This window comes from Exiguobacterium sp. JMULE1 (assembly GCF_013337175.1).
GTDB classification, from domain to species: domain Bacteria; phylum Bacillota; class Bacilli; order Exiguobacteriales; family Exiguobacteriaceae; genus Exiguobacterium_A; species Exiguobacterium_A indicum.
The window spans coordinates 343,811-366,299 of record NZ_SGWC01000002.1; the positions used below are offsets into that span (position 1 = coordinate 343,811).

A 22,489-nucleotide genomic window follows, 5' to 3' on the forward strand; every position below is an offset into this window, starting at 1 on the left:
GGAACAGATTCCTGTTTGACATGGGAAAAAGGGCGTGCTAGGGTGGTTGTATCGAATGGAATAGGGAGTATCCTCTAGGGTTCCGTACGGCTGGACCGAGGGAGGAACATGGACGTTTGTCCATGCAACGGAGGGATAAAAGCCCGGGAGTAAAGCGAATCGTCTCGCTTGCTCCCGGGCTTTTTCATTTGAATTTACCTATTAGGAGGCAATTATTATGGCAAAGTATTGGATTGGGATCATCGTCGCAGCGTGTTTTGAAGTGGGCTGGGTCATCGGATTAAAACATGCGGCAACACCACTTGAGTGGGCTGCAACGATCGTCTGTATCATCGTTAGCTTTACCGTGCTAATTAAAGCGAGTAACCATTTACCAGTTGGAACGGTCTATGCTGTTTTCGTCGGTCTTGGAACAGCAGGAACGGTCGTGACGGACATCGTGTTATTCGACCAAGCCGCTTCCGTGATGAAATTAGTATTGATCGCTGTCTTACTCGTCGGCGTCATCGGTCTGAAGTTAGTCAGTGGAGAGGAGAAATCAGCATGAGTTGGATTTATTTAATCATTGCCGGAATCTTTGAGATGTTTGGTGTCGTCTTGATCAATACGTTCAATCAAAATAAGAATGCGAAGAATTTACTGTTGATGGGAACAGGATTCGGACTCAGTTTCCTATTCTTAACGCTTGCAATGAATGGTTTACCGATGGGAACGGCGTACGCGGTCTGGACGGGAATCGGAGCAGCGGGCGGTGCGATCCTCAGCATGGTGCTCTATAACGAATCAAAAGACTGGAAGCGACTGGTTTGTATCGGTCTTGTCTTAAGTGCGACGATTGGTCTGAAACTCGTCGGCGAATGATCGTTTACATGTCAAACAGATGACGTTTTAACGGAACGCATGTTTTTTGGCATATTTTAACGCAAAAGAGGAAATACTCCTTATAGAAGTCACGCATGACAAATCGTGTTAATAAGGGGAGAACATCCATGAAAACGAAACAATATATCGGAACGTTCTATTCAGAGGAAGAATTGATCTCAAAAATGGACGAACTGCACATTCAAGGACACCGGGAGGAAGACTTCTACGTCATCGTCAAGGAGAAGTCGAACATCGCACTCGTCCGTAGCCAAATGGACGCAGAAATCGCGACGACGAAACCGTCTTGGATTGATCGGATTCGTGGGAATAAAGGACGCGATCAAGAAGTCGATGATTTGTTTGGGTCACTTGATCTATCAGACAATGAAATCGAACAACGCAAAACGGAAGTCGAAGGTGGGGGCTTCGTTCTGTTACTTGAAGTCCAAGACATCCAGTTCGATCCACATTTAAATACAGACAATACGCATCCTGATGTAAAAGTCCGTTATGGTAGTGGCGAAGAGACGCATACGTCATCAGATGCGAACTCCAATGCACAGCTCGGCTCCGGTAATCCGCTTGATGTTGATAAAGATTCGAAGGAAGAGCATGCGGAAATTGATTTGCATCGCGCCGGTACGGATAAGATGCCGCAAGACGAGCAGGCAATCGATCATTCAAAAAAACTCGACGGGAACCGAGAACCGGATATTGCAATGCGTCGGGATGACGATTTCCGACGTCCGGAAACAGAACGCGAGGAAAAAGAACATGATGCAACGCAAGACGGCGAAGAACGTCGTCAATCGAAACATCAATCGGATGACATCGCCAAGCAAGATCATGGAAATAATTTAGACCGCTAAAATAATCGATTGGAATCACGCGTTAGGGTCATCATCAAAGAAGGTACTTTCCGGATCAAATCCGAAAAGTACCTTCTTTTTGTATGGAGATTAAATGAGAATCGTCTCGCCTTATTTATGATCCGGATTTGATCCTGTACGCACGTTGGCGTTCAATTGATCAATCGCTTGCATATCAACGTCTGACAAGCTGAAGTCGAAGACATCAAGATTTTCGCGAATGCGGCTTGGCGTGACGGATTTCGGAATCGCGACGATGTCGTGTTGCAAGTGCCAACGGAGGACGACTTGAGCCGGCGTTTTCTGATGACGATTCGCGATATCGACGATGACCGGATGCGTCAACGCGTCGCGTCCTTTCATCAACGGACTCCAAGCTTCAACGACGATACCGTGCTTGCGGCAAAAGTCTCGGATCGCTTCTTGGCTAAGGAACGGATGGAGTTCAATCTGATTGACGGCAGGAACGATCGATCCTTCGGCTAAAATTCGTTCCAAGTGCGGAATATGGAAGTTCGAAACACCGATAGCACGCGTCTTCCCTTCGGCATAGAGATGTTCGAGCGCCCGCCATGTCTCGACATAACGATCTTCTTTTGGCATCGGCCAATGAATCAGATACAAGTCAACATAATCGACACCAAGCTTTTGTAGACTCGTCTCGAAAGCGGCAAGTGTCTCTTCGTAGCCGTGATCGGAATTCCAGACTTTCGTCGTCAGAAAGATCTCTTCTCGGGGAATGCCGGAGTCACGCAGCGCGCGACCGACACCTTCTTCATTCTCGTAAATCATCGCCGTATCGATCGAACGATACCCGGCGCGGAGTGCTTCGCTGACCGCTTCATATACTTCTTCTTCCGGTACTTTAAAGACACCATATCCGAGTTGGGGCATGCTGATACCGTTGTTTAACGTAACCTGTTGCATCGATTCATCGACTCCTTCTTAGTAAATTCTTCTCTTTTCTAGTGTACGCGCTCCTCTTATAAAAATCGAATGATTGCCGAAGCGGGTTCTTTTGCGTATACTGAGCGATAACAAATATTAGGAGGCGATTCTGTGATTCGACAAGCTGTTTTGCAATACATACATGAGGAAAACGCGCTCGATCAACTCAAAGAAGTGATAGGTAATCGTTCAGCAGTCCTGATTCATGGACGTCAAGCCTATGAAGCAGCCGCTTTTGCTTTACCAGCATTACCACGTCTTTTATTTGAAGGGCATTGTACGGATCAACAGGTGGAAGCTTTCAAACAGGTATGTGCTCCATACGATGTGATTCTCGCGCTCGGAGGTGGGAGTGTCATTGATACGGCAAAACAGGTCGCGTTTCAATTACAACGCCCGGTCATCGTCATTCCGACGATCGTCTCGAACTGTGCTCCGTGGACTCCGCTCAGTGTCATGTATAACGAAGAGGGACAGTACATCCGATTTGATACGTTCCCCGTCGTGATTGAAGCCCTTTTACTCGATCATCGGATCATCGCAGCAAGTCCGTATGCTTATTTTGTAGCGGGACTCGTCGATACGCTAGCGAAGTGGTATGAAGCACGTGCCTTAAGCGGATCATCGGCTGAAGATCCCATCATTGAGATGGCGCTTCGGACAGCTGAACGTTGTAAGGATCTTATCTTGTCGACGAATATAACGGAAACGCGTTTTCGTGAGTATCCCGTTGAAATCCAACATCTCGTCGAAACCGTCATTCCGTTAGCCGGAAGCATTGGTGGTTTTGGTGACGCGGCGACGCGTGGTGCAATCGGACACGCAGTGCATAACGCGTTATCGCCTCATCCAGAAACGCATGCGTTTTTACACGGGAGTAAGGTCGGTTACGGACTACTCGTTCAGGAGAAGTTACTCGGACATGATGACGATTATGCAGAGTTGCGTGACTATCTTCTTGTACAAGAACAGCCGACGACACTCGCAGACTTCGCATTATCGCTCGATGTCGTCGAAGCACTTGCTTTACGGACATCAAAAGAGGAACTGTTTCGTCTGTTGCGTCCGATTGTATCAACAGAACAATTAGTCGATGCTATCACACGGAACGAGACGGTTTCCGTTTCGACGACTTAACATAAAGATACGCACATGGACCGAATCATCAGACGGTCCATGTGCGTATTTTTATTGTGCTTTCGCAAAACGAGCGTAAGGAGCAGGGCGACCGAGTAGGTATCCTTGACCAAGATCAAAGCCGAGTTCGCGGCAAAGATCGAGTTCTTCTTGCCGTTCGATACCTTCCGCTAAGATTTGAATCCCCATTTCTCGTGTCAGATGGCGGGCTTTTCGTAAAAAGGCTTCGTTTTCTGAGTTTGTATCGCAGTGATCGATGAAGGAACGATCGATTTTAATATAATCCGGTTGAAGCAAGGACAACATATCGAGTGTCGAGAAACCAGCGCCAACATCGTCCAGTGCTACTTGAATGCCTTGCTTTTTATACTGTTCGAAGACGTGTTTCAAATGGTTGACGTCTTCAATTTTTTCCGTTTCGACGACTTCGAAGACGAGCCGACTCGGATCGACTTGATAACGTTCGACGATCTCAAACGTATGGCGCAGGCAATACTCCGGATTATAGATCGTCGAAGGAAGGAAGTTGATGAACGTTTTTGCTGTGCCACCAATATGGTGCGTCGCACGGATGGCTTCTTCACGCGCTCGTTGATCGAGACGGGAATGAAGTCCCATCTTCGAGGCCGTTGAAAACAGGACACCTGGTGAAATCGGCGTATTGTCATCAGCTGCTCGTAGCAAGGCTTCGTTCGCGACGAGCACGTTACGCTGGATATCATAAATCGGTTGTAGGTGGCTCGTCATGACCCCATGCTGGATGAAATCAATCGCAGATCGATGCTTCAGTTGTTCTAGAAGCGCTGAAGCTAGGATAGGTGCTGTCACGTAACGCGATTGTGTGGCGCGACACGACACTGGATAATCCGCTACACGTAAGAGCGATGTCAATAACTGTTCGAGCTGTTCGAACGATTGATAGGAATAGATTTCTGGCGTTGGTGATTGAATATGGAGTGCTCCCGCTTCAACGAAACGGATTGATGTCGTACATTCGGCGCAAGGATGCCACATAAAGGGATGTCCACCTCTCAGTACATCAAAAAAAGATGTATTTATTAAATTGGTTAAATTCTTTACCCTGAACAAAAAAGAAATTAAACCTGTTATTCATAATCATTGACCTCATACAAAAAAAGAAGGAACGACGGACACATTTCCGTACGTTCTCTTCTCTATCGGTCACATTCTTTCATTGTGAAGTGTAAACAAACCAGAAAGCGAGATGCAAGATAGCGGCTATTGGAACGAGCCATTGGAACTTCGCTTTCCGTGTCTTGTGCCGGACTGTGTACATACCAATCCAAGAACCGAGCGCACCACCGAGGAAAGCAATCGTCAATAGTGTTGCTTCGGGTGTCCGGTAAGCATGTTGTTGCGCTCGACGTTTATCCTGCCACATCGAGACAAATCCGATGAGTGTCAGGAGGAGGTAATACCCTAAGATGATCCTCATGAAAAAACGACTCCTTTTCTACCGTTCGGCACCACCACCGCCGGAACTTCCGCCACCACCACGACTGCCACCATTTCCACCGCCACCACGCATGATCGCGGAGAAGATGTTCAAAATCGCGAAGAAGAACATACCACCGGTGAACTTCATATCGAGGAACAATAAGATCAGTAATCCAGCACCGATCAGAATCTTCGTCCAAAGCGGAAGTCCGTCGTCATTTTGTGTTTTCGGAGGATCCTGTGACTCAAGCGACTGATCCTTTGAAATGACACTGACGACCGCTTTATATGTTTCAGACGCTGCTTTCCCATACTCACCGTTCTCTTTATAGGGAACAGCATATTGATCGAGAATACGTCCGGCTGTGATGTCTGTCAAAATCCCTTCGAGTTTATACCCAACCTCGATCCGAAATTGGCGATCCTTTTCGTTTGGAGCGACGACGACAAGAACACCATTGTCTTTTCCTTCTTGACCAATGCCTTGGCGCCGGAACGTTTCATTGGCGTAAGAGCTTAAATCCTGTCCCTTTAGATCGGGAACCGTCTTGAGGACGACTTGTGCCGTCGTATATTGTTCGAGTTCCTGACCGAGTTGCGCGAGTTCGGCTTCTTCCGAAGGGGTGAGCAGCTGAGCATCATCCTGAATGAAGAAGGCTGCTCCCGTCCGTTCTGAAACGGCACTAGCTGTTGGAACGAAGAGGAAGAAGACGAGGAACGCGCTCAATAGAAGTCGCGTCCACCGCCGAATCATTTCGAATCACTGTTAAAGTCGACGGTCGGATTTTCCCGGTCGCTGTCTGAAATCTCGTAATATGGTTTTTTCTCGAATCCGAAGGCGGATGCGTAGAGTGTCGTTGGGAAGCTCCGACGTTTTTTGTTATAGAGGGTTACAGCATCGTTGTAATCTTTGCGGGCGATCCCGAGACGATTTTCTGTTCCTTCCAGCGTATCCATCAAAGATTGGAACCGTTCGCTTGATTTTAGTTCAGGATAAGTCGTCTGCAAGGCAATCAATCCGCGAAGCGAAGACGTGACTTGTTGGTCGGCTTCGATCCGTTGTTCGGTTGACGCAGCACGCGCAAGACCAGCTTGGGCTTCTGCGACTTTTCCATATACTTTTTCTTCTTGACCCGCGACACCTTTGACAGTTTCAACGAGATTCGGAATCAAATCCGCACGACGCTTGATTTGGTTGTCGACTTGCGACCATTTATTCGATACATCTTCTTCTACATTGACGAGGCTATTGTATTGTCCGATTGCTAAAAAGGCAATCACGGCAACAATAACGACTCCGATGATGATTGGGAGTTTTGATGTACTCCGACTTCTGCGTGCCATGTGGCATTCACTCCTTTAATTATGTCTCATCCCTATATACCCTTAAGCGACTGAATTAGTTTCAAAAAAATGAAAAACCGTCAGCTAAAATAGCTAACGGTTTGAACTTACATGTAGACGATGACAGCTAAGACAGCCGCTAAGACAAGACGGTAGATGGCGAACGGAACGAGTTTGATCTTGTTGATCAGCTTCAAGAAGAAGCGAATCGATAAGAGGGCAAACACGAACGACGCAACGAAACCGACAGCATAGAATGCGAAGTGGTTCGGTTGAATGTTCTCCCAGTTCTTAACGAGCGAAAGGAAACTAGCACCGAACATGATCGGTACAGCCATGATGAACGTAAAGTCAGCTGCCGTCCGGTGATTCATCCCGAGGAAGACCCCTCCGGAAATCGTTGAACCAGAACGAGAGAAGCCAGGCCAAAGGGAAATACATTGGAACAGACCGACGAGTGCTGCTTGGCGATATGTAATCTGATCAAGCGATGTCGTTTTTGGTTCCTTTGGTCCGAATTTATCGGCTGCAATCATCAAGAGGGCACCGACTGCAAGACCGATGATGACCGTCTCAATCGAGAAGAGGTTCTCATCGATGAAATCTTCGAATAACAATCCGAGAACAGCTGCTGGTAGAAGACCGATCAAGACGTGCCGTAGTTTTAACTTGTGTGTCCCTGCTGCGTCATGTTCGCCTTCAATCTTATACAAACCGATCAAGCTGAAGAGGCGTTTCCAAAAGACGACGACGACCGCAAGAATCGATCCGAGCTGAATGACGATTTTAAAGGTGTTCGCCGAATATTTACCGAGAAAATCGGTAGTTTGCAACCACATGTCATCGACGATGATCATGTGACCCGTGGAAGAGACCGGTGCAAATTCCGTCATCCCTTCGACGAAACCGAGTAAGAGCGCTTTTAAAAGTTCAATGATTGTCATGGTAATCTCCTTCTATACGATGTGCTAGTTAAAAACATATCATGTTTTATTCTTGTGAGATAGAACTAATCGGAATATCGGGCGCAGGTCTGAGAAAGTATGATGCGCTTCAGACGAAACCCGATGCCTAGATTCGTTTGAATAAGAGTGAGCAGTTATCTAGATTCCATAGGATATGACTAAGACACTCCGTCGTGTCCATTCACATTGAGATAGTTATGAGAGATAGGGAAATTTTTCTGTTAGGACACAAGGTCAGAAAAACTTCAAATCGATTGGTTTTGCTAGAATGCGCCTGAATCTACAAACAGAAAAACGAGCAGAAGACGGTATCATCCACTGCTCGTTTTGCAACGGCTTCATCCTAAAGCGACGTCAAGAATCATCATGACCGTAAAACCGACCATCAAACCAAGCGTTGCTAAATCGGATCCGTTTTCTGCTTGTGATTCCGGAATCAATTCTTCGACGACGACGAAAATCATCGCTCCGGCAGCAAACGATAACGCATACGGGAGGAGCGGTTGAACGAAGAAGACCGCGGCTGCTCCGACCATCGCGGCAATCGGTTCGACGATCGCTGACAATTGACCGTAATGGAAGGCGCGCCGGCGCGACATCCCTTCACCGCGTAATGGAATCGATAGGGCAGCTCCTTCCGGCATGTTTTGAATCCCAATCCCGAGTGCGAGCGTCAAAGCACCGGCGACGGTCGCTCCGTCCATGTTCAAGGCAGCGGCGCCAAAAGCGACACCAATCGCAAGACCTTCGGGAATATTGTGCAACGTGATCGCAAGAAATAGTAACGTCGTTTTCTTGAGTCCTGTCGAAGGACCTTCCGCTGTCTCGAGTGGTGCAGATAAGTGCAAATGCGGCGTAACGAAGTCGAGGAGACGGACGAAAAATCCACCAGCGAGAAAACCGATGGCGGCAGGAATCCAGGCGATTCCTCCATCCTGCTCCGTGAACTCGATCGCAGGAGCAAGCAGCGACCAAAACGACGCGGCAATCATGACGCCGGCAGCAAAACCGAGCATCATGTTCATGACGCGTTTTTCAATCGTCGTAAAGACAAAGACGAGTGCCGCACCAAGTGCGGTTAACCCCCACGTCATCATTCCGGCAAGCAGTGCTTGCACGACGACGGGGAGAGAAGTAAACCAATCCAACATGACTATTCCTTCTTTCCGGGCACGATTTAAAGCATCCATCTGTATGAGAGCTTACCCGTTTTCGATCCGGACGATTCGTGTGAAGGGAATTTCAATGACTTCACGTCCGCGCAGAAAGAGAACGGAACGTTCGGGTTCTAATCGTTCGACGAAACCGACGACCGTCACGTAGCTACTTTCCTTATAATACGTGATTTCAAGTTCGTTTCCTTCTATTAAAGCTTCTTGAAGCAGAAAGTGCCATGATTCTTGCAACTGTTCATCAATTTCAGGCAAGTCGAGCTGATGCATCTGGACATAGTATTCCCGCAGCAATTGCAAATGTTCCGGCATGAGAAAAGGAATCCATTTTAAATTTCCCCGATCACGATACGCTGTCATGAAGATCACCTCCCGGATGACCGCCGACAAAACGAAGGCGACGTTTGGCGACACTCGTATCAAGAAACGAGACAGCGAGGCGAATCGTTCCTTTTCCGTAGCGGAGGTTAACGACATCCATTGCTTTTAATAACCGTCGCCGTTTCCAGAGCCGCGCATTATCCTCGAACAAAGACAACTGTAAGGTGCCTTGATCGGCAGTCAAATGCCCCACTGCAACGGATAAAAATCGAACAGGTTCCCCATCGAGCCAATTCGGTTCGAACAATTGTAAGACGTGACGCAAAATGATGCGTTCATCGGATGTCGGGTAAGGCAACCGCACTTGACGGGAGAAGCCACTTCGGACGACGTTTCGAGAATAACGGACACCGATGTGAACGGTCCAGCCGACTTGATTCGAAAAGCGGCAACGTGCGGCGACATCCTGCACCAGTTCATTGAGCACATTCTGGATGCGTTCGAACTGATAATAGTCCTGCATTAAGGTCACACCGTGTCCAATCGTCCGTTGAGGAGCTTTCTCGAACAGATGACGCGGGGGGAGCAGTGTCGGTGATGCGTCGAGTCCCCAAGCGTGATGCCACAGTTCGGCACCGATGACACCGAAGCGTGCGTGTAACTCTTCGACAGGGCGCATGGCAAGATCACCGATTGTTTCAATCCCCATCATCTGCAGATGTTGTTCCATGCGGTGTCCGACTCCCCACATCTTCCGAATCGGAAAGTCATGAAGACGTCGTGCGACATCAGCATATCCACATCGCGCGATGCCTTCTTTTTTCCCGATTAAATCAAGCGTCAGTTTTGCGATGACGTTATTTGGACCAATCCCGATGCGGACGTGGATGCCGGTCTGTTTCAGGATCGCTTCTTTAATTTTGAGAGCAGCTTGCAGGTCGGAACCAAATAGGCGATCGGTTCCGGTCATGTCAATGAAGCTTTCGTCAATCGAATAGACGCGGATGGCTTCAGGTGGTGCGAATTGGTGCAGAACATCCAGGACACGAATCGACGTCTTCATATAAGCAAGCATACGTGGTTCGACAAGTCGAATCGTACGACGAACAGCGTATGGCAATTGCTCGATTTCATACAGTCGACCGGCTGTCTTGATTCCAAGTGCTTTTAAAGCAGGGGTGGCAGCGAGAATGACGGATCCGCTTCTTTTTAAATCGGAGACGACCGCCAGGCGTGTCGTCAAGGGAGGGAGATTGCGATACTGGCATTCACAGCTGGCGTAGAAGGACACACTGTCGACGCAAAAAATACGTTTATCTTGTGGTAAAACGACGGAAGGAAACATCTGAATCACTCCTTTACATAAAAGAACGTATGTTCTTATTTTAATTTTCCTTGACTATAGCATGGTCTCAAAGTGTCTCAAAATAAAAACTGTTGGAAAAAGGGGGAATTGAACGATTTTCCCTCATATAAAAGGAGTTTGGTACACTAAGGGAGAGAAAAAAGGGGGAACCTTCATTGAAAGAGACCGTTATCCGATTACCAGAATTACCGAAGACGCTTCAGCCAGAGACGTTCGATCAAGTCGAAATCGATGACCCGTATCTAAAAGGAGCGCGTTATGAGAAAGAGTCGATGCCGAGTGAACTGACAGAACGCATCGATGCCTATCAAGTGTGTTTTCAAAATGTCTCGTTCGCGAATCTGACCTTTGACCGTGGTTCGTTCGAAGATATTCGTTTTGAGCAATGCGACTTAACGGGATGTCACTTCCAAGAAACTCGTTTTCACCGTGTGTCCTTCGTCGGATGCCGGATGACGGGCATCCAGTTTGAAGATTGTACGCTTGACCATTTAACGATTCAGGAAGGGCTTGCGGATTACGCACAGTTCATTCGCAGTACGGTCCGTCATCAACACTGGAGCGAAACGACGATGAAAGAAGCACAGTTCTTCGAAGTGAAGCCGACCCATTGGAAACTCGAAGCGGTCCGGCTTACAGATAGCCAATGGATTGAAACACCGTTAAAAGGTCTCGACCTCCGGCAGACGGAACTCTCTGGTATTACGATCGATCCGCGATTTTTACCAGGCGCTGTCATTACGGAAGAGCAAGCAGTCGCCTTTGCTCGCTTGTTAGGTCTTGTCATCCCATAACAAAAAGAAGTCCTGCTTTCGATTGTTACTCGAAAAGCAGGACTTCTTTTTAATGAAGGTTACTGTTCTTAAAATGACATCGTTTCGCCATCCTCTGGAATCAGGAAATGGGCAGAAAGGTGGAAGGCGGCTAAAAAGTCAGCAATCATATCACGTCGCAAGAGACAGTGGTTGACGGACTCGAGGTGCGAGACGATGATCGTCGCTTCCGCCGCCGCTTCGTGTACGGCAAGGAGATCACGCTGTGACATCGTGATCGGCTCTCCGGTCAAGAACTGGGCGGCGCCACTGTTGACGACGATGATATCGGGTGTATGTTGTTCGATTGCATGCGCGACCTCGTCGCACCAGATCGTATCACCTGCGATATAAAGTGTTGGTTCGTCCGGATGGGTGAGGACGAGCCCAGACACACGTCCCATCCGTTCGCCGATTTCACCGACACCATGCTGTCCACCTGTTCGATGGATTTGGATATCACCGATCGTCACACCGGAATCGAAGGAAGAGACGTTCGTGAAGCCGGCTTCTCGGATATGCTGCGCGTCTTCTTCTTGCTGCGCATAGAGTGGCAAATGCTTGGGTAATAGTTGTTTAGCAGCATCATCGAAATGATCAGCGTGCAGGTGCGTGACGAAGATGGCGTCAGGATCGAGCAGTGTGTTGACATCGACCGGTAAGTCGACGAGTGGATTAGCGATGGCATTCGGTGTTTGACCGAAGGGAGGCAAGCTGCCTTTTTCGCCGAGGAACGGATCGATCAGTAAGACTTGATTGGCATACGTGACAACGAGTGTTGCATTGCGAATTTGTTGAATATCCATTAGGTTCATCCTCTCTCAATGACTCGAATTGACTATTCCCCGTCTGGCATTCAATGAATCCTATCGCAAGCGTTTCTCCATCGCCATGACGTCGACATATTCACCGTTCAACTGTCCTTGCTCCTTAAACGTTCCGACGATCCGAAACCCGGAGCGGATATAGAGTTTTTGTCCGATTTTATTGAATGGGAAGGTGAAGAGAATGAGTTTATGCATCTGATGATCACGGGCGTATTGCTCAGCCGTTTCAAGCAAACGTGTGCCAATCCCTTGTCCACGATGAGTCCGGGTGATATAAACCGAAATCTCACCGACGGATGCATAGACAGGACGCGGATTATACGGATCGAGGGAAATGAAGCCGAGGACACCTGTGTCATCTTCAGCGACATATCCGGCATATCGATCGGTGCGTTCTGCATACCACTGGGTCATGAAGGATAAGTCCTTTTGGTCGGTCTCAAGCGTTGCGATTCGATCTTCGATGCCTTCGTTATAGATGGCGAGAATCGCTGGTAAGTCGTGTTCCGTTACGGGACGAATATGCATGACGCTCACTTCCTCATCGCTTTTCCTTCATTATATCGGTTACGTGTCAATGTAGTGATATGTTTGTGCGATAAGAAAAAGCGCCGATTCCCTTCATATAAAGGAAATCAGCGCTTTTATCGTTCTTAAGAGACCGTTGACGTCTCGTTTTCATAAATCGGAACCCAGCCGTCTGTCGTGACGAAGATCCGAACAGCAACGACTTTACGATCGTCTTGAAGCGTAAAGTAGTGGCGTGTGTTAACAGGAACGGAAATCAAATCACCAGGATTGAGTTCGATGTTATAGTAGCCGACTTCTTCGTCTTTGATCGCGAAGACGCCATGACCGCTAACGATGAAACGAACTTCATCATCCGTGTGATGATGTTCTTTCTGGAAGTTGACGAGTAACTCATCAAGGTTCGGTGTCGTATCCGAAAGTGAGATGATATCAGCTGTCTGATACCCACGACGTTCTGATACGTCTTTGATTTCGGGAGCGAACGTATCGAGAATCGTTTGTTTGTCTGCATCCGTCAGTGTGAAGTTCTCAACGAGAGGCGCTGGAAGTTTCGAAACGTCCCATTGTTCGTAAAGAACGCCCCGTGACGCAAGGAAGTCAGCGACTTCCGTTTGATCCGTATACCGTGTGTTTGTTTCTTGGAATAAGACTGTTGCCATGAGATGATTCCTCCTTTTAATGAATGGATTGACGGCATGATTGCAACGTCAACGTGTAATTGAATAAAAACTCGAAGGCTTCGAGGTGTTTCTTTGCTTCAAAGGCGGTCGGTGCCCAGACCGTGATTCCGTGATTGCGGATCAGGACGGCACCACTGTCTGCTGTGACATGAGGTGCAAAAGCAGCGGCAAGCGTCGGAATGTCCGCATGATTCGGAATGATCGGTACCGTGACCGTCGCATCCTCTTCCCAGTGTCCGAGTGCCTTGATGATTTCTTGACCGGAAAAGGTGATGCTGCCTTGATCGCCATAGAGTTCCGAAATCACATTGTTCGCAATCGTATGGACATGCAGGGAACAACCGGCGTCCGTTCGATTGAACACTTCGACATGGAGCAATGTCTCAGCGGAAGGACGCCCGGATTGCTCACCGATCAATTGACCGGTCGCATCGACATGAACGAAGTCGTCAGGAGTCGTCTGCCGTTTATCTTTTCCGCTTGCCGTCACAAGGAATTCAACCGGGACACCGGATGTCCGAATGGCGAGATTGCCACTCGTACCAGGGAACCAATCGCGAGCCGCAAGCTCTTGTTTGATGGCGCGTAGCTCTTCATAGCGTCGCATGAATGTCATGTTGTCACCTCCGCTCGTGTTAAATCATGAACGATATCATGGAACGTCTCAAACGGTGTATAGGCGATATCGTTCTCTTCACACAACGTGATCAGATAATCACGGGCATAGACACGATCCGCTTGTTTTGAGAGTTCGAAGTCCGTCACCGAGTCGCCGATGACGATGATGACGTCACCGTCTTTACGTAGTGTCCGGGCAACGGACGTTTTACAACAGCCGCACCCGTTCGTACAATGGGCATCGCAGGCGTTTGGCCAATCGATATGGACGAATGGACCACTGAAATCGGCGACGTTACAGTAAATCTGTTCTTGTTCAAGGAATGGCGCTAAGATCGGTTCGACGAAAAAGTCCATTCCGCCGCTGACGATCGAGAAATCGATGTCTTGACGACGACTGTACTGCAGTAACTCCGAAAATCCGTCGCGAATGACGGCGCGCTCCAGTAAAAAGTCAAGATAGGACGCTTTCCCATCAGATGGCAGAAGTGCGAACATTTGCCCGACACCACTTTGAATCGATAACGTCCGGTCGAGTACGCCGCGTTTTAACGGTTCGAAGTCACTCGCTGGCGCAAATGCCTGCATGAGTGCGATGATGTTATCCTGTGTCGTCACGGTACCGTCGAAGTCACAAAGAATCCGTACGGTCATGACTTGATCCCCCAAGCGTCGAGGGCGATCCGTAATTCTTCATGACGCGATGCTGCCGTCGATAGGGATTCATTTGCGAGTGCCGCATCGAGTGCCTGACGGAAAGCGGTGACACCAGCCGCAGCACCTTGCGGATGACCATGTACGCCGCCACCGGCGTTGATGACGGAATCGATACCGAAGTCCCGTACGAGTTGAGCGACGAGTCCAGGATGAATACCGGCTGAAGGAACCGGGAAGATCGATTTCGTCTGACCGAGACGGGTCGCTTCGACCGCGATGCCACGGGCGACATCCTTTGGCAAAGCGACATTGCCGTAAGGAGACGGGAATAGCGTCAAGTCTGCTCCAGCAGCACGCGGTAATGTGCCGAGTAAGACAGGAGCTGCGACTCCGTGATTCGGGCTAGCGATCAACGCACCGCTATATGCCGGATGATTGAAGATTGGAACGTTGATTTCCGGATCACTTGCCAGTTCGCGTAAGACGTCGAGTCCGTATGTGAAGGTATTCAGCAAGAAAGCAGTCGCTCCAGCGTCAATCAATCGCTTGGCTTGATCCTTGAGCGTAAAGACGGGACCGCTGAGTGTGATCGCATATAACGCACGTTTACCAGTCCGGTGGAAGTGAGCATCGATGACCTCACGTCCGATTCGTGCCCGGTCAATCGTCGGTGTCAACGGATTGTCGTATAGGATCTCATCGTCTTTGACGAGATCAATCCCACCAGCGAGTTGTCCTTCGAGTTGATCACGAAGGAACGATAAATCGCGTCCGATGACTCCTTTGAAGATGCTCATTAACAATGGGCGATCTTCGACACCGATCAAGGAACGGACCCCTTCAATCCCGAATTTCGCACCTGGAAAGTCCGACGTAAATGTATCGGGTAGTAGCAATTCCGTTAATTTGATTTCACCGTCGAGTGAGAGTTTCCCGAAGACGGTCGTCAGAATCGCAGAAAAGTCGCGCGACACGTTATGTTCCGGATAACGAATCGTGATATATCCTTTGCCATCGCGCTCTTCGGTATGTACGACTTCCCCTTTGAACGAGGCGAGTTGTTGTTGTTCGAGATGATTCAGTTCCGTCCAAGAACCGACTGTCAGACCAAGCGCGAGTTGTTCAGCGCGCTGCTCGAGTCGATCACGGGCAGTCAATTGATAAGTAGCAGTGATATAAGCCATGTCTTTCCTCCTTCAACAAAAAAATGGTCTCTCGTCAGCGACAAGAGACCATGAATGATTCGAACGTGGACTCTTATCTGTCAGCTTAGTAGCTGCAAGAATTAGCACCGTGCCAAAAGGTCGGTTGCTGCGACATCGTAGGGCTTGTCCCTCCGTCTGCTCTTGATAAGAATTGGATGAAATTGTGAAATCTAATTGCAATTTTTACATGAGAATCGTGACTTGTCAAACTATTTTTAGAAAATTTATTTTTTTGGAAATACTCTTTCTATAGATGACTTAAAAATGATGTCCGTTTCTGCTTGATTTCGATTTGACAGCGAGGAAGTCGATTGCGTAAGATTCAAATCAATATCACACACGACAACTACATACGACTCTTATCGCGAGTTGGCAGAGGGAATTGGCCCGATGACGCCGCAGCAACCGACCACTAGGCACGGTGCTACATCCAACAGACGTTTCGTCTGAGAGATAAGAGGACGCAGTGACTTTTCTGCGCCTCTTTTCGATGACGAAAAGAGGCGCTTTTTCGTGTATCACATAGGGGGAAACTGAGATGACATATAAAGCATTCACAGAACAGGACGCGATTGATCGTGTTCGGACATTAGGACTGATCGGCGATGGAGCCGTCGAAGCAGAAGAGATTGGCGACGGGAACCTCAACCTCGTCTTTCGGATTCGAGAAGGCGAACATCGCTTGATTTTAAAACAAGCATTACCATATGCGAAGGTCGTCGGGGAGAGCTGGCCGTTATCGCTCGAACGAGCGTGGATCGAGCAATCCGCACTCCGTGAATTCGCGCGACATGCCGTACCGTTCGTACCACGTGTTTTTCATGCTAGTCACGAAGAGGCGTATACGGTCATGGAAGATCTTTCACATTTGACGATCGTTCGAAGCGGTTTACTCGCAGGTGAACAGTATCCGTTGCTTGCGGAACATATCGGTTCTTATCTCGCTCGGACGTTATTCCATACATCGGACTTTGCGCTTGGTCCGGTTGAAAAGAAACGTGTCGCCCGAACGTACTACAATCCAGACTTGTGCGACATCACGGAAAAATTAATCTTCACGGATCCGTTTCATGACGCGGAGACGAACGAGATTGAAGTCGGACTCGAAGAAGAGGTGGCACGTCTATGGGCAGACGATGAGTTGAAACGCGAAGTCGCAAAACTCGAAGCGCTCTTCATCACGAAAGGAGATGCATTGCTGCACGGCGATCTACATACAGGAAGCATCTTCGCCTCAGCGACGGAAACGAAAGTCATCGATCCTGAATTCGCCTTTTATGGTCCATTTGGATTCGATGTCGGACAGTTCATCGCCCACTTATTCTTCGCGGCATATCCGGATTACCCTACACGACGTGACGCCCGAATCAAGGATGTCGATACGTTCTGGCTGACGTTCGCTTCAACGTTCCGTGCCTTATGGGAACGGGAAGCCGTCGAACCGTTCCAGGCACCAGGACTCGTCGATGATGTATTGAGCACGATCTTGCAGGATGCCCTTGGCTTCGCCGGTTGCGAATTGATTCGGCGGACGATCGGTCTAGCACCGGTCGCTGATTTAGAATCAATCAATTCAACGACGGAACGCTTAGAGCGGAAACGTCACGCTCTCCGTCTAGGAACAGCGTTAATCAAACGCCGTACAGAATGCCGGACATTCGATGATTTACGAAACTTTGACGTAACGGAGGAACTTAGCCGATGACTACATTCGTTCAAAGTATCCGTTACGAAGACCGTGTCTTGACGATTCTCGATCAGACACGTCTACCGCAGGAAGAGCACTATGAAGTCATTGCTGATCTCGCGCAAGCCGTTGAGGCGATTAAACAACTGCGCGTTCGGGGCGCACCTGCGATCAGTTTATTTGGGGGATTCGTGCTCGTTCAAGAAGCATACCGGTTTGAAGCGGCGCTTCCGGTCTACAAGCAAGCCTTGCTTGAGACATCGGCGACGTTACTCGCGACACGACCGACGGCCGTCAACTTGCGAAATGTCCTCGATCAATTGAATCCAATCATTCAAGACGGGACGTCGGTAGAAGAGATTCGCGAACGGTTGGAAAAACGGACGGTCGCTTTATACGACCAGGATGCGCAGACGTCACGTCAAATCGGGATTCATGCACTGGAATTATTCCAGTCAGGCGACCGGATTCTAACAATTTGTAATGCTGGATCGATTGCGACCGCTGCTTATGGAACAGCACTTGCGCCGTTCTACATCGCAAAAGAACGCGGCATTGAATTATCCGTTTTTGCGAGTGAGACGCGACCGTTACTGCAGGGAGCACGATTGACGACATGGGAGCTTCAACGTGCCGGGATCGATGTCACGTTAATTACGGACAACATGGTCGCTCACACGCTGAAAGAAAAACAGATTGACGCGATCATCGTCGGTGCCGACCGCATTACACGAAACGGCGATACCGCGAATAAGATCGGGACGTTCCAATTGGCATTGCTCGCGCAAGCTTTTGGTATTCCGTTTTACGTCGCAGCACCGCTCTCGACGTTCGACTTCTCGCTCGTTTCCGGAGACGCGATCGAAATCGAAGAACGTGATCCGCAGGAAGTGACGACTGTCCAAGGTATTGCGACAGCACCGGAAGGCGTCGCTGTCTTCAACCCAGCGTTTGATGTCACACCACACACATTGATTACGGGCATCATCACCGAACTTGGTGTCATCACGCAACCGAATGAAGAAACGATTGAACAATTAACAGGGCTTCAACCCCTCGGATAAGGAGATATGTCATGAAAAAACTAGCTTACGCCGTCCTAGCACCGGCACTGTTACTAGCGGCTTGTGCGAATGGAGAAGCCACGACGACGAAGGTCGTCAAGGATGTACCAAAAGGGGTTCAATCGGACGTCAAGATCGCCGTGATCCGCAACCTGGCATCGGATGATCATACGAAACAATTCCTTGATGGCGCACGAAGTGAAGGCGAAGCGCTCGGCTTTAAAGTCAGCACGTTCATTTCGGAAGGTAACGACGTCAAGTTCAAGGAGCTTGTCGCGCAAGCGATTCAACAAGATTATGATGGGCTCATCATCTCGCACGGTAAGGAAGACTACGCCTATGACATGATCAAACCAGCGGTCGACAAAGGACTGAAGGTCGTGACGTTCGATACGGTCACGAAGAAAAAAGGAACGGCGTTAAAAGGTGTTACGGAAACGTTCCAAAACGATCATCAACTCGCGAAGCTATCGCTCGATGAAGTGACGAAGGTGACGGACAAAAAGCCGGTCCGTGTCATCAAACTCTGGTTCGGACCAGGTTTTGCCCCACTCGATCGTCGTCAGGAAATCTATAAGACGTACGAAGCAGACGGTAAAATCAAAACGCTTGAGACGGTTGGACCGACAAACTTCCAAGATGTCCAAGGGGATATCGCAACGAAGATGAATGCGATTCTCGCGAAATATCCGAAAGGAAGTATCGATGCGGTTTGGGGTGCATGGGACGAAGTTGCAAAAGGGGCTTACAAATCGCTCAAGGATAATAAACGTCAAGAAATCCCGCTGATCTCGATCGATGTCTCGAATCAGGACATCAACCTGATGCGTGAAAAAGGCAGTAACTGGGTCTCGACGAGTGCGGTGGATCCATTCTTGATTGGACAAACGGACATGCGATTACTGGCTAAGAAAATCGCCGGAGAGAAGACGCCGGAGAGCTTTGATCTCGACGCGAAACTCGTGGAGCAGAAGGCGTTGAAGCAGGACACGACGATGTACAATCTCGATACGATCATCAAAGGATGGAGTACATCGGACAAATTCAATGAACCGTGGATGGACCGGTTGCGTGACGTCCATAAGAAACAATGACGTCTACCAATCATCACTTGAAGATGACCGGGATTTCACTGGCGTTTCCGGGAGTGCAAGCCTTAAAACAAGTCTCGTTTGAAGTGAAATCCGGTGAAATCCACGCGCTTGTCGGTGCGAATGGTGCCGGTAAGTCGACGTTGATGAAAGTCTTATCCGGAGCGGAAACGGCGGACGAAGGAACGATCCGTCTCGACGGGAAGAAGTTGACCATCACGTCACCGCGTGATGCGAAACAGATTGGAATCGACCTCGTCCAACAAGAGGTCGATGTGGCGCTTGTCCCGTATTTGACGGTCGCTGAGAATATCTGTCTCGATCTGTTGACGGACGGAACGATGACTGGCTTCGTATCCCAACGCCGTTACATACAGCGTGCCAAAGAAGCGTTAGCAACATTACAGGCGGATATTTCCGTCAAGACACGTGTCGAGGAGTTGCGGCTTGCTGAAAAGCAACTCGTATTGATTGCCCGCGCCCTCGTCCAAGAACGCCGTTTTTTGATTTTTGATGAACCAACGGCACCGCTCAGTCAGGCGGAAACAAGCCATCTCTTTTCAGTCGTGCGTCGTTTAGCCGAACGAGGGCTTGGGATCATCTTCATCTCGCATCGTTTACAGGAACTATATGAGATTTGCGACTCCATCTCGGTCATGCGCGACGGTCAACTCATCTCACGACATCTTTTGACAGACATCACGAAGGAAGCTGTCGTTGAGCAAATGCTCGGGCGTCAGCTTACGTCTGTTGCGAAAACGTCACGGGTAAACGCGACGAACGTACTGACGGTCGAGAGTGCTACGAATGCGGACGTCCACAATATCTCCTTGACGGTTCAAGCAGGTGAAGTCGTTGGTATCGCGGGTCTTGTCGGTGCCGGTAAAACGGAATTATGCAAAGCATTGTTCGGTGATCGCCCGTTTCAGGAAGGGGAAGTTCGGATAGGTGGAAAAGCCCATCGCCTTCGCAATCCACAAGCTGCGATTCAAGCGGGAATCGGTCTCGTTCCTGAAGAACGGCGAAAAGAAGGAATTCTTGTTGCCGATTCTGTCGCAGAAAATCTAACAGCAGCGGCAGCTCATGATTTCGTCAACTGCTGGGGGCTGATGGATCGTCGCAAAGAAGCAAATCAGGCATCGCAATGGGTCAAGGAGCTGGGCATTAAAGTGGCAGACGTGAAACAGGAAGTAGGTCAACTATCCGGTGGGAATCAACAAAAAGTCGCCATCGGAAAATGGTTACTGACCGATGTTTCTGTACTCGTCTTGGACGAACCGACAAAAGGTGTCGACGTCGGAGCCAAACAAGATATCTATCGTCTGATTGACGGACTCGCGCAACAACAAAAAGGGATCCTTTACGCGACGAGTGAATGGGATGAACTTTTGACCGTCACGGACCGAATCTACGTCATGTTCGATGGACGGATCGTCCATGAAACGAAGACGGCGGACACATCAGAAGAAACCTTGTTGTGGTATGCGACAGGAGGAGGGCAACGATGAATGAGGTAGTATCAAAACAAACGAACCGAGGGAAGGGTTTACGTCCTGTCCTCGGATTCTTGAACGACTGGGGGATCGTCCTCGCGATCCTTGCCCTCGTCCTGTTTTTTGCGACGACGGCTCCAACATTCCTACAAGGGACGAATTTAATTAATATTTTACGAAGTATTTCCATCGTGACGATTATCGCGATCGGCTTGACCGTTTCTTTGACGGTCAATGGATTTGATTTATCGGTCGGGTCGACCGCGACGCTTGCGAGTTCTTTCGTCGTCTCGTTCTTCGTCTGGTACAGTCTACCGATCGGTGTCTCGATTGGTTTAGCACTTCTCTTATCTCTTAGCGTTGCTCTGGTGAACATCTTACTCATCGTCTGGTTTAAGATTCCGGATTTGTTTGCGACGCTTGCGACGATGTTCATCGTCGAAGGTGTCGCGATGACGTATACCGGTGGTGGTTCAATCAGTGCCGGAATGCCGCGCCTGGACGGTACACCAACAGTCGGCACGATTCCGGAGGCATTCGCGAAAATCAGCCAGGCGCCTTGGATCATCGTCATCATGCTCGTCGTCGTCGCTGTGACACACGTCTTCTTAAGCCATACGCGACACGGTCGTTTTCTCTATATCATCGGTGGGAATCCGGAAGCCGCACGACTGACAGGAATTCGTGTCAACCGCTACCGGGCACTCGCGTATCTGATTGCTGGGTTACTTGCGGCAATCGGTGGGATTTTACTTGCGTCACAAGTCGGATCGTCACAAATCAATGCCGGTTCCGGTTATCTGATGCCAGCGGTCGCAGCCGCATTCATCGGCTCGTCGTTCGCAGGACAAGGGAAGCCGAATGCGCTTGGCACACTCGTTGGCGCTTGTCTTGTCGGGATTCTTGAAAATGGTCTCGTTATGCTGTCTGTTCCATACTATTCGTTGAATATCATCAAAGGGCTGGTCCTTGCGGTCGCACTCGCGACGACCTATGCGCGGTATCGAAAAAAATAATTAAAATTCGACGTTTCGTTTATAACATATTCGGTAATATTCAATATATGAAAGGATGGTGATGCACATGAATGATTACCAATGTAGAGGGAACGATCGCATGTCGCTTCTGAAAGAAGAGGATCACCGGACTTGACGAACGTTGTCCATTGACACGGATGTATTCGTGTTTTACGTGCAACTGCACGGTTCAAGAACGGATCACGGCATGTGTTCGTTCCTGAAACAAATAAGGGGGAAACGCTACGGCGTTCCCCCTTTTTCATGTGCTAGAAACTGCTCGTATTTCTTTAAAAGCGTAGCGGAATATGAGATGATATAAAAAGTCAGAAAATTCAACTACTACGAGAGCAAGGGGCCTGAC

At 49.0% G+C, this 22,489-nt stretch carries 25 protein-coding genes and 2 riboswitches; of the genes, 10 read left to right on the forward strand and 15 right to left on the reverse strand.

Annotation, left to right across the window (positions count from 1 at the left end; all coding sequences use genetic code 11):
• Positions 1-217 precede the first annotated feature (217 nt).
• The 3 genes from EXW93_RS02010 to EXW93_RS02020 all read left to right on the forward strand — a co-directional run bounded on the left by EXW93_RS02010 (position 218) and on the right by EXW93_RS02020 (position 1,733).
• Positions 218-547: a DMT family transporter gene (locus EXW93_RS02010; protein WP_023467015.1), complete on the forward strand. Its 330-nt coding sequence runs from the start codon at positions 218-220 to the stop codon at positions 545-547.
• Positions 544-861: a DMT family transporter gene (locus EXW93_RS02015; RefSeq protein ID WP_023467016.1), complete on the forward strand. Its 318-nt coding sequence runs from the start codon at positions 544-546 to the stop codon at positions 859-861. The genes EXW93_RS02010 and EXW93_RS02015 overlap by 4 nt, the downstream gene beginning before the upstream one ends.
• Before the next feature lie 128 nt (positions 862-989).
• The gene (locus EXW93_RS02020; RefSeq protein ID WP_133208351.1) at positions 990-1,733 is read left to right on the forward strand and encodes a general stress protein; all 744 of its coding nucleotides are present in this window, start codon (positions 990-992) and stop codon (positions 1,731-1,733) included.
• Between the two features lie 111 nt (positions 1,734-1,844).
• Here the strand turns inward: EXW93_RS02020 and EXW93_RS02025 are convergent, their stop codons facing one another.
• Entirely contained in the window at positions 1,845-2,660 is an 816-nt protein-coding gene (locus tag EXW93_RS02025; RefSeq protein ID WP_174315991.1) for an aldo/keto reductase, read from the reverse strand.
• A gap of 132 nt (positions 2,661-2,792) precedes the next feature.
• Between EXW93_RS02025 and EXW93_RS02030 the strand changes: the two genes are divergently transcribed.
• Positions 2,793-3,818 (forward strand): iron-containing alcohol dehydrogenase family protein, encoded by a 1,026-nt coding sequence (locus tag EXW93_RS02030; protein WP_174315992.1) that lies wholly within the window; start codon positions 2,793-2,795, stop codon positions 3,816-3,818.
• Positions 3,819-3,869: 51 nt separating this feature from the next.
• On the opposite strand, the gene EXW93_RS02035 is transcribed toward EXW93_RS02030, so the two are convergent.
• From EXW93_RS02035 to EXW93_RS02070, 8 genes are all read right to left on the reverse strand, one after another.
• Positions 3,870-4,832 carry an EAL domain-containing protein gene (locus EXW93_RS02035; protein ID WP_023467020.1) on the reverse strand — a complete coding sequence of 321 codons (963 nt, stop codon included), beginning with the start codon at positions 4,830-4,832 and terminating at the stop codon, positions 3,870-3,872.
• 178 nt (positions 4,833-5,010) lie between these two features.
• Entirely contained in the window at positions 5,011-5,274 is a 264-nt protein-coding gene (locus EXW93_RS02040) for a DUF1294 domain-containing protein (protein ID WP_023467021.1), read from the reverse strand.
• An 18-nt stretch (positions 5,275-5,292) separates the two neighbouring features.
• Entirely contained in the window at positions 5,293-6,030 is a 738-nt protein-coding gene (locus EXW93_RS02045; protein ID WP_023467022.1) for a TPM domain-containing protein, read from the reverse strand.
• Positions 6,027-6,620, reverse strand: a complete 594-nt coding sequence (locus tag EXW93_RS02050; RefSeq protein WP_023467023.1) for a LemA family protein — start codon at positions 6,618-6,620, stop codon at positions 6,027-6,029. Before EXW93_RS02050 ends, EXW93_RS02045 begins: the two co-directional genes overlap by 4 nt.
• Before the next feature lie 107 nt (positions 6,621-6,727).
• Complete coding sequence (locus EXW93_RS02055) at positions 6,728-7,564, reverse strand: undecaprenyl-diphosphate phosphatase (RefSeq protein ID WP_023467024.1); 837 nt, start codon at positions 7,562-7,564, stop codon at positions 6,728-6,730.
• A 359-nt stretch (positions 7,565-7,923) separates the two neighbouring features.
• Positions 7,924-8,736 (reverse strand): ZIP family metal transporter, encoded by an 813-nt coding sequence (locus tag EXW93_RS02060; protein WP_023467025.1) that lies wholly within the window; start codon positions 8,734-8,736, stop codon positions 7,924-7,926.
• A gap of 51 nt (positions 8,737-8,787) precedes the next feature.
• The gene (locus EXW93_RS02065) at positions 8,788-9,117 is read right to left on the reverse strand and encodes a YolD-like family protein (RefSeq protein ID WP_023467027.1); all 330 of its coding nucleotides are present in this window, start codon (positions 9,115-9,117) and stop codon (positions 8,788-8,790) included.
• Positions 9,101-10,423 carry a Y-family DNA polymerase gene (locus tag EXW93_RS02070; protein ID WP_023467028.1) on the reverse strand — a complete coding sequence of 441 codons (1,323 nt, stop codon included), beginning with the start codon at positions 10,421-10,423 and terminating at the stop codon, positions 9,101-9,103. The genes EXW93_RS02065 and EXW93_RS02070 overlap by 17 nt, the downstream gene beginning before the upstream one ends.
• Positions 10,424-10,599: 176 nt before the next feature.
• Between EXW93_RS02070 and EXW93_RS02075 the strand changes: the two genes are divergently transcribed.
• The gene (locus EXW93_RS02075; RefSeq protein ID WP_023467029.1) at positions 10,600-11,238 is read left to right on the forward strand and encodes a pentapeptide repeat-containing protein; all 639 of its coding nucleotides are present in this window, start codon (positions 10,600-10,602) and stop codon (positions 11,236-11,238) included.
• Positions 11,239-11,306: 68 nt separating this feature from the next.
• Here the strand turns inward: EXW93_RS02075 and EXW93_RS02080 are convergent, their stop codons facing one another.
• From EXW93_RS02080 to EXW93_RS02105, 6 genes are all read right to left on the reverse strand, one after another.
• Positions 11,307-12,062 (reverse strand): MBL fold metallo-hydrolase, encoded by a 756-nt coding sequence (locus tag EXW93_RS02080; protein ID WP_174315993.1) that lies wholly within the window; start codon positions 12,060-12,062, stop codon positions 11,307-11,309.
• Positions 12,063-12,122: 60 nt separating this feature from the next.
• The gene (locus tag EXW93_RS02085; protein ID WP_174315994.1) at positions 12,123-12,611 is read right to left on the reverse strand and encodes an arsinothricin resistance N-acetyltransferase ArsN1 family A; all 489 of its coding nucleotides are present in this window, start codon (positions 12,609-12,611) and stop codon (positions 12,123-12,125) included.
• 125 nt (positions 12,612-12,736) lie between these two features.
• Positions 12,737-13,273: a 1,2-dihydroxy-3-keto-5-methylthiopentene dioxygenase gene (locus tag EXW93_RS02090; protein WP_023467032.1), complete on the reverse strand. Its 537-nt coding sequence runs from the start codon at positions 13,271-13,273 to the stop codon at positions 12,737-12,739.
• A gap of 16 nt (positions 13,274-13,289) precedes the next feature.
• A complete protein-coding gene (locus tag EXW93_RS02095) occupies positions 13,290-13,910 on the reverse strand; it encodes a methylthioribulose 1-phosphate dehydratase (protein WP_023467033.1) in 621 nt (206 codons plus the stop codon).
• The gene (locus EXW93_RS02100) at positions 13,907-14,566 is read right to left on the reverse strand and encodes a 2-hydroxy-3-keto-5-methylthiopentenyl-1-phosphate phosphatase (protein WP_174315995.1); all 660 of its coding nucleotides are present in this window, start codon (positions 14,564-14,566) and stop codon (positions 13,907-13,909) included. Before EXW93_RS02100 ends, EXW93_RS02095 begins: the two co-directional genes overlap by 4 nt.
• Complete coding sequence (locus EXW93_RS02105; protein WP_174315996.1) at positions 14,563-15,753, reverse strand: 2,3-diketo-5-methylthiopentyl-1-phosphate enolase; 1,191 nt, start codon at positions 15,751-15,753, stop codon at positions 14,563-14,565. The genes EXW93_RS02100 and EXW93_RS02105 overlap by 4 nt, the downstream gene beginning before the upstream one ends.
• A 70-nt stretch (positions 15,754-15,823) precedes the next feature.
• Positions 15,824-15,925: riboswitch (SAM riboswitch) on the reverse strand.
• Positions 15,926-16,130: 205 nt separating this feature from the next.
• Positions 16,131-16,234, forward strand: a riboswitch (SAM riboswitch).
• Positions 16,235-16,312: 78 nt separating this feature from the next.
• Here EXW93_RS02105 and mtnK point away from each other — a divergent pair.
• From mtnK to EXW93_RS02130, 5 genes are read left to right on the forward strand one after another with little or no spacing between them, the layout of a single operon-like run.
• Positions 16,313-17,479 (forward strand): S-methyl-5-thioribose kinase, encoded by a 1,167-nt coding sequence (gene mtnK / locus EXW93_RS02110; RefSeq protein WP_174315997.1) that lies wholly within the window; start codon positions 16,313-16,315, stop codon positions 17,477-17,479.
• The gene (gene mtnA / locus EXW93_RS02115; RefSeq protein ID WP_174315998.1) at positions 17,476-18,525 is read left to right on the forward strand and encodes an S-methyl-5-thioribose-1-phosphate isomerase; all 1,050 of its coding nucleotides are present in this window, start codon (positions 17,476-17,478) and stop codon (positions 18,523-18,525) included. Before mtnK ends, mtnA begins: the two co-directional genes overlap by 4 nt.
• A gap of 11 nt (positions 18,526-18,536) precedes the next feature.
• Positions 18,537-19,619 (forward strand): sugar ABC transporter substrate-binding protein, encoded by a 1,083-nt coding sequence (locus tag EXW93_RS02120; RefSeq protein ID WP_174315999.1) that lies wholly within the window; start codon positions 18,537-18,539, stop codon positions 19,617-19,619.
• Positions 19,616-21,124 (forward strand): sugar ABC transporter ATP-binding protein, encoded by a 1,509-nt coding sequence (locus EXW93_RS02125; protein WP_174316000.1) that lies wholly within the window; start codon positions 19,616-19,618, stop codon positions 21,122-21,124. Before EXW93_RS02120 ends, EXW93_RS02125 begins: the two co-directional genes overlap by 4 nt.
• Complete coding sequence (locus EXW93_RS02130) at positions 21,121-22,125, forward strand: ABC transporter permease (protein ID WP_023467044.1); 1,005 nt, start codon at positions 21,121-21,123, stop codon at positions 22,123-22,125. Before EXW93_RS02125 ends, EXW93_RS02130 begins: the two co-directional genes overlap by 4 nt.
• The last annotated feature ends 364 nt before the right edge of the window (positions 22,126-22,489 follow it).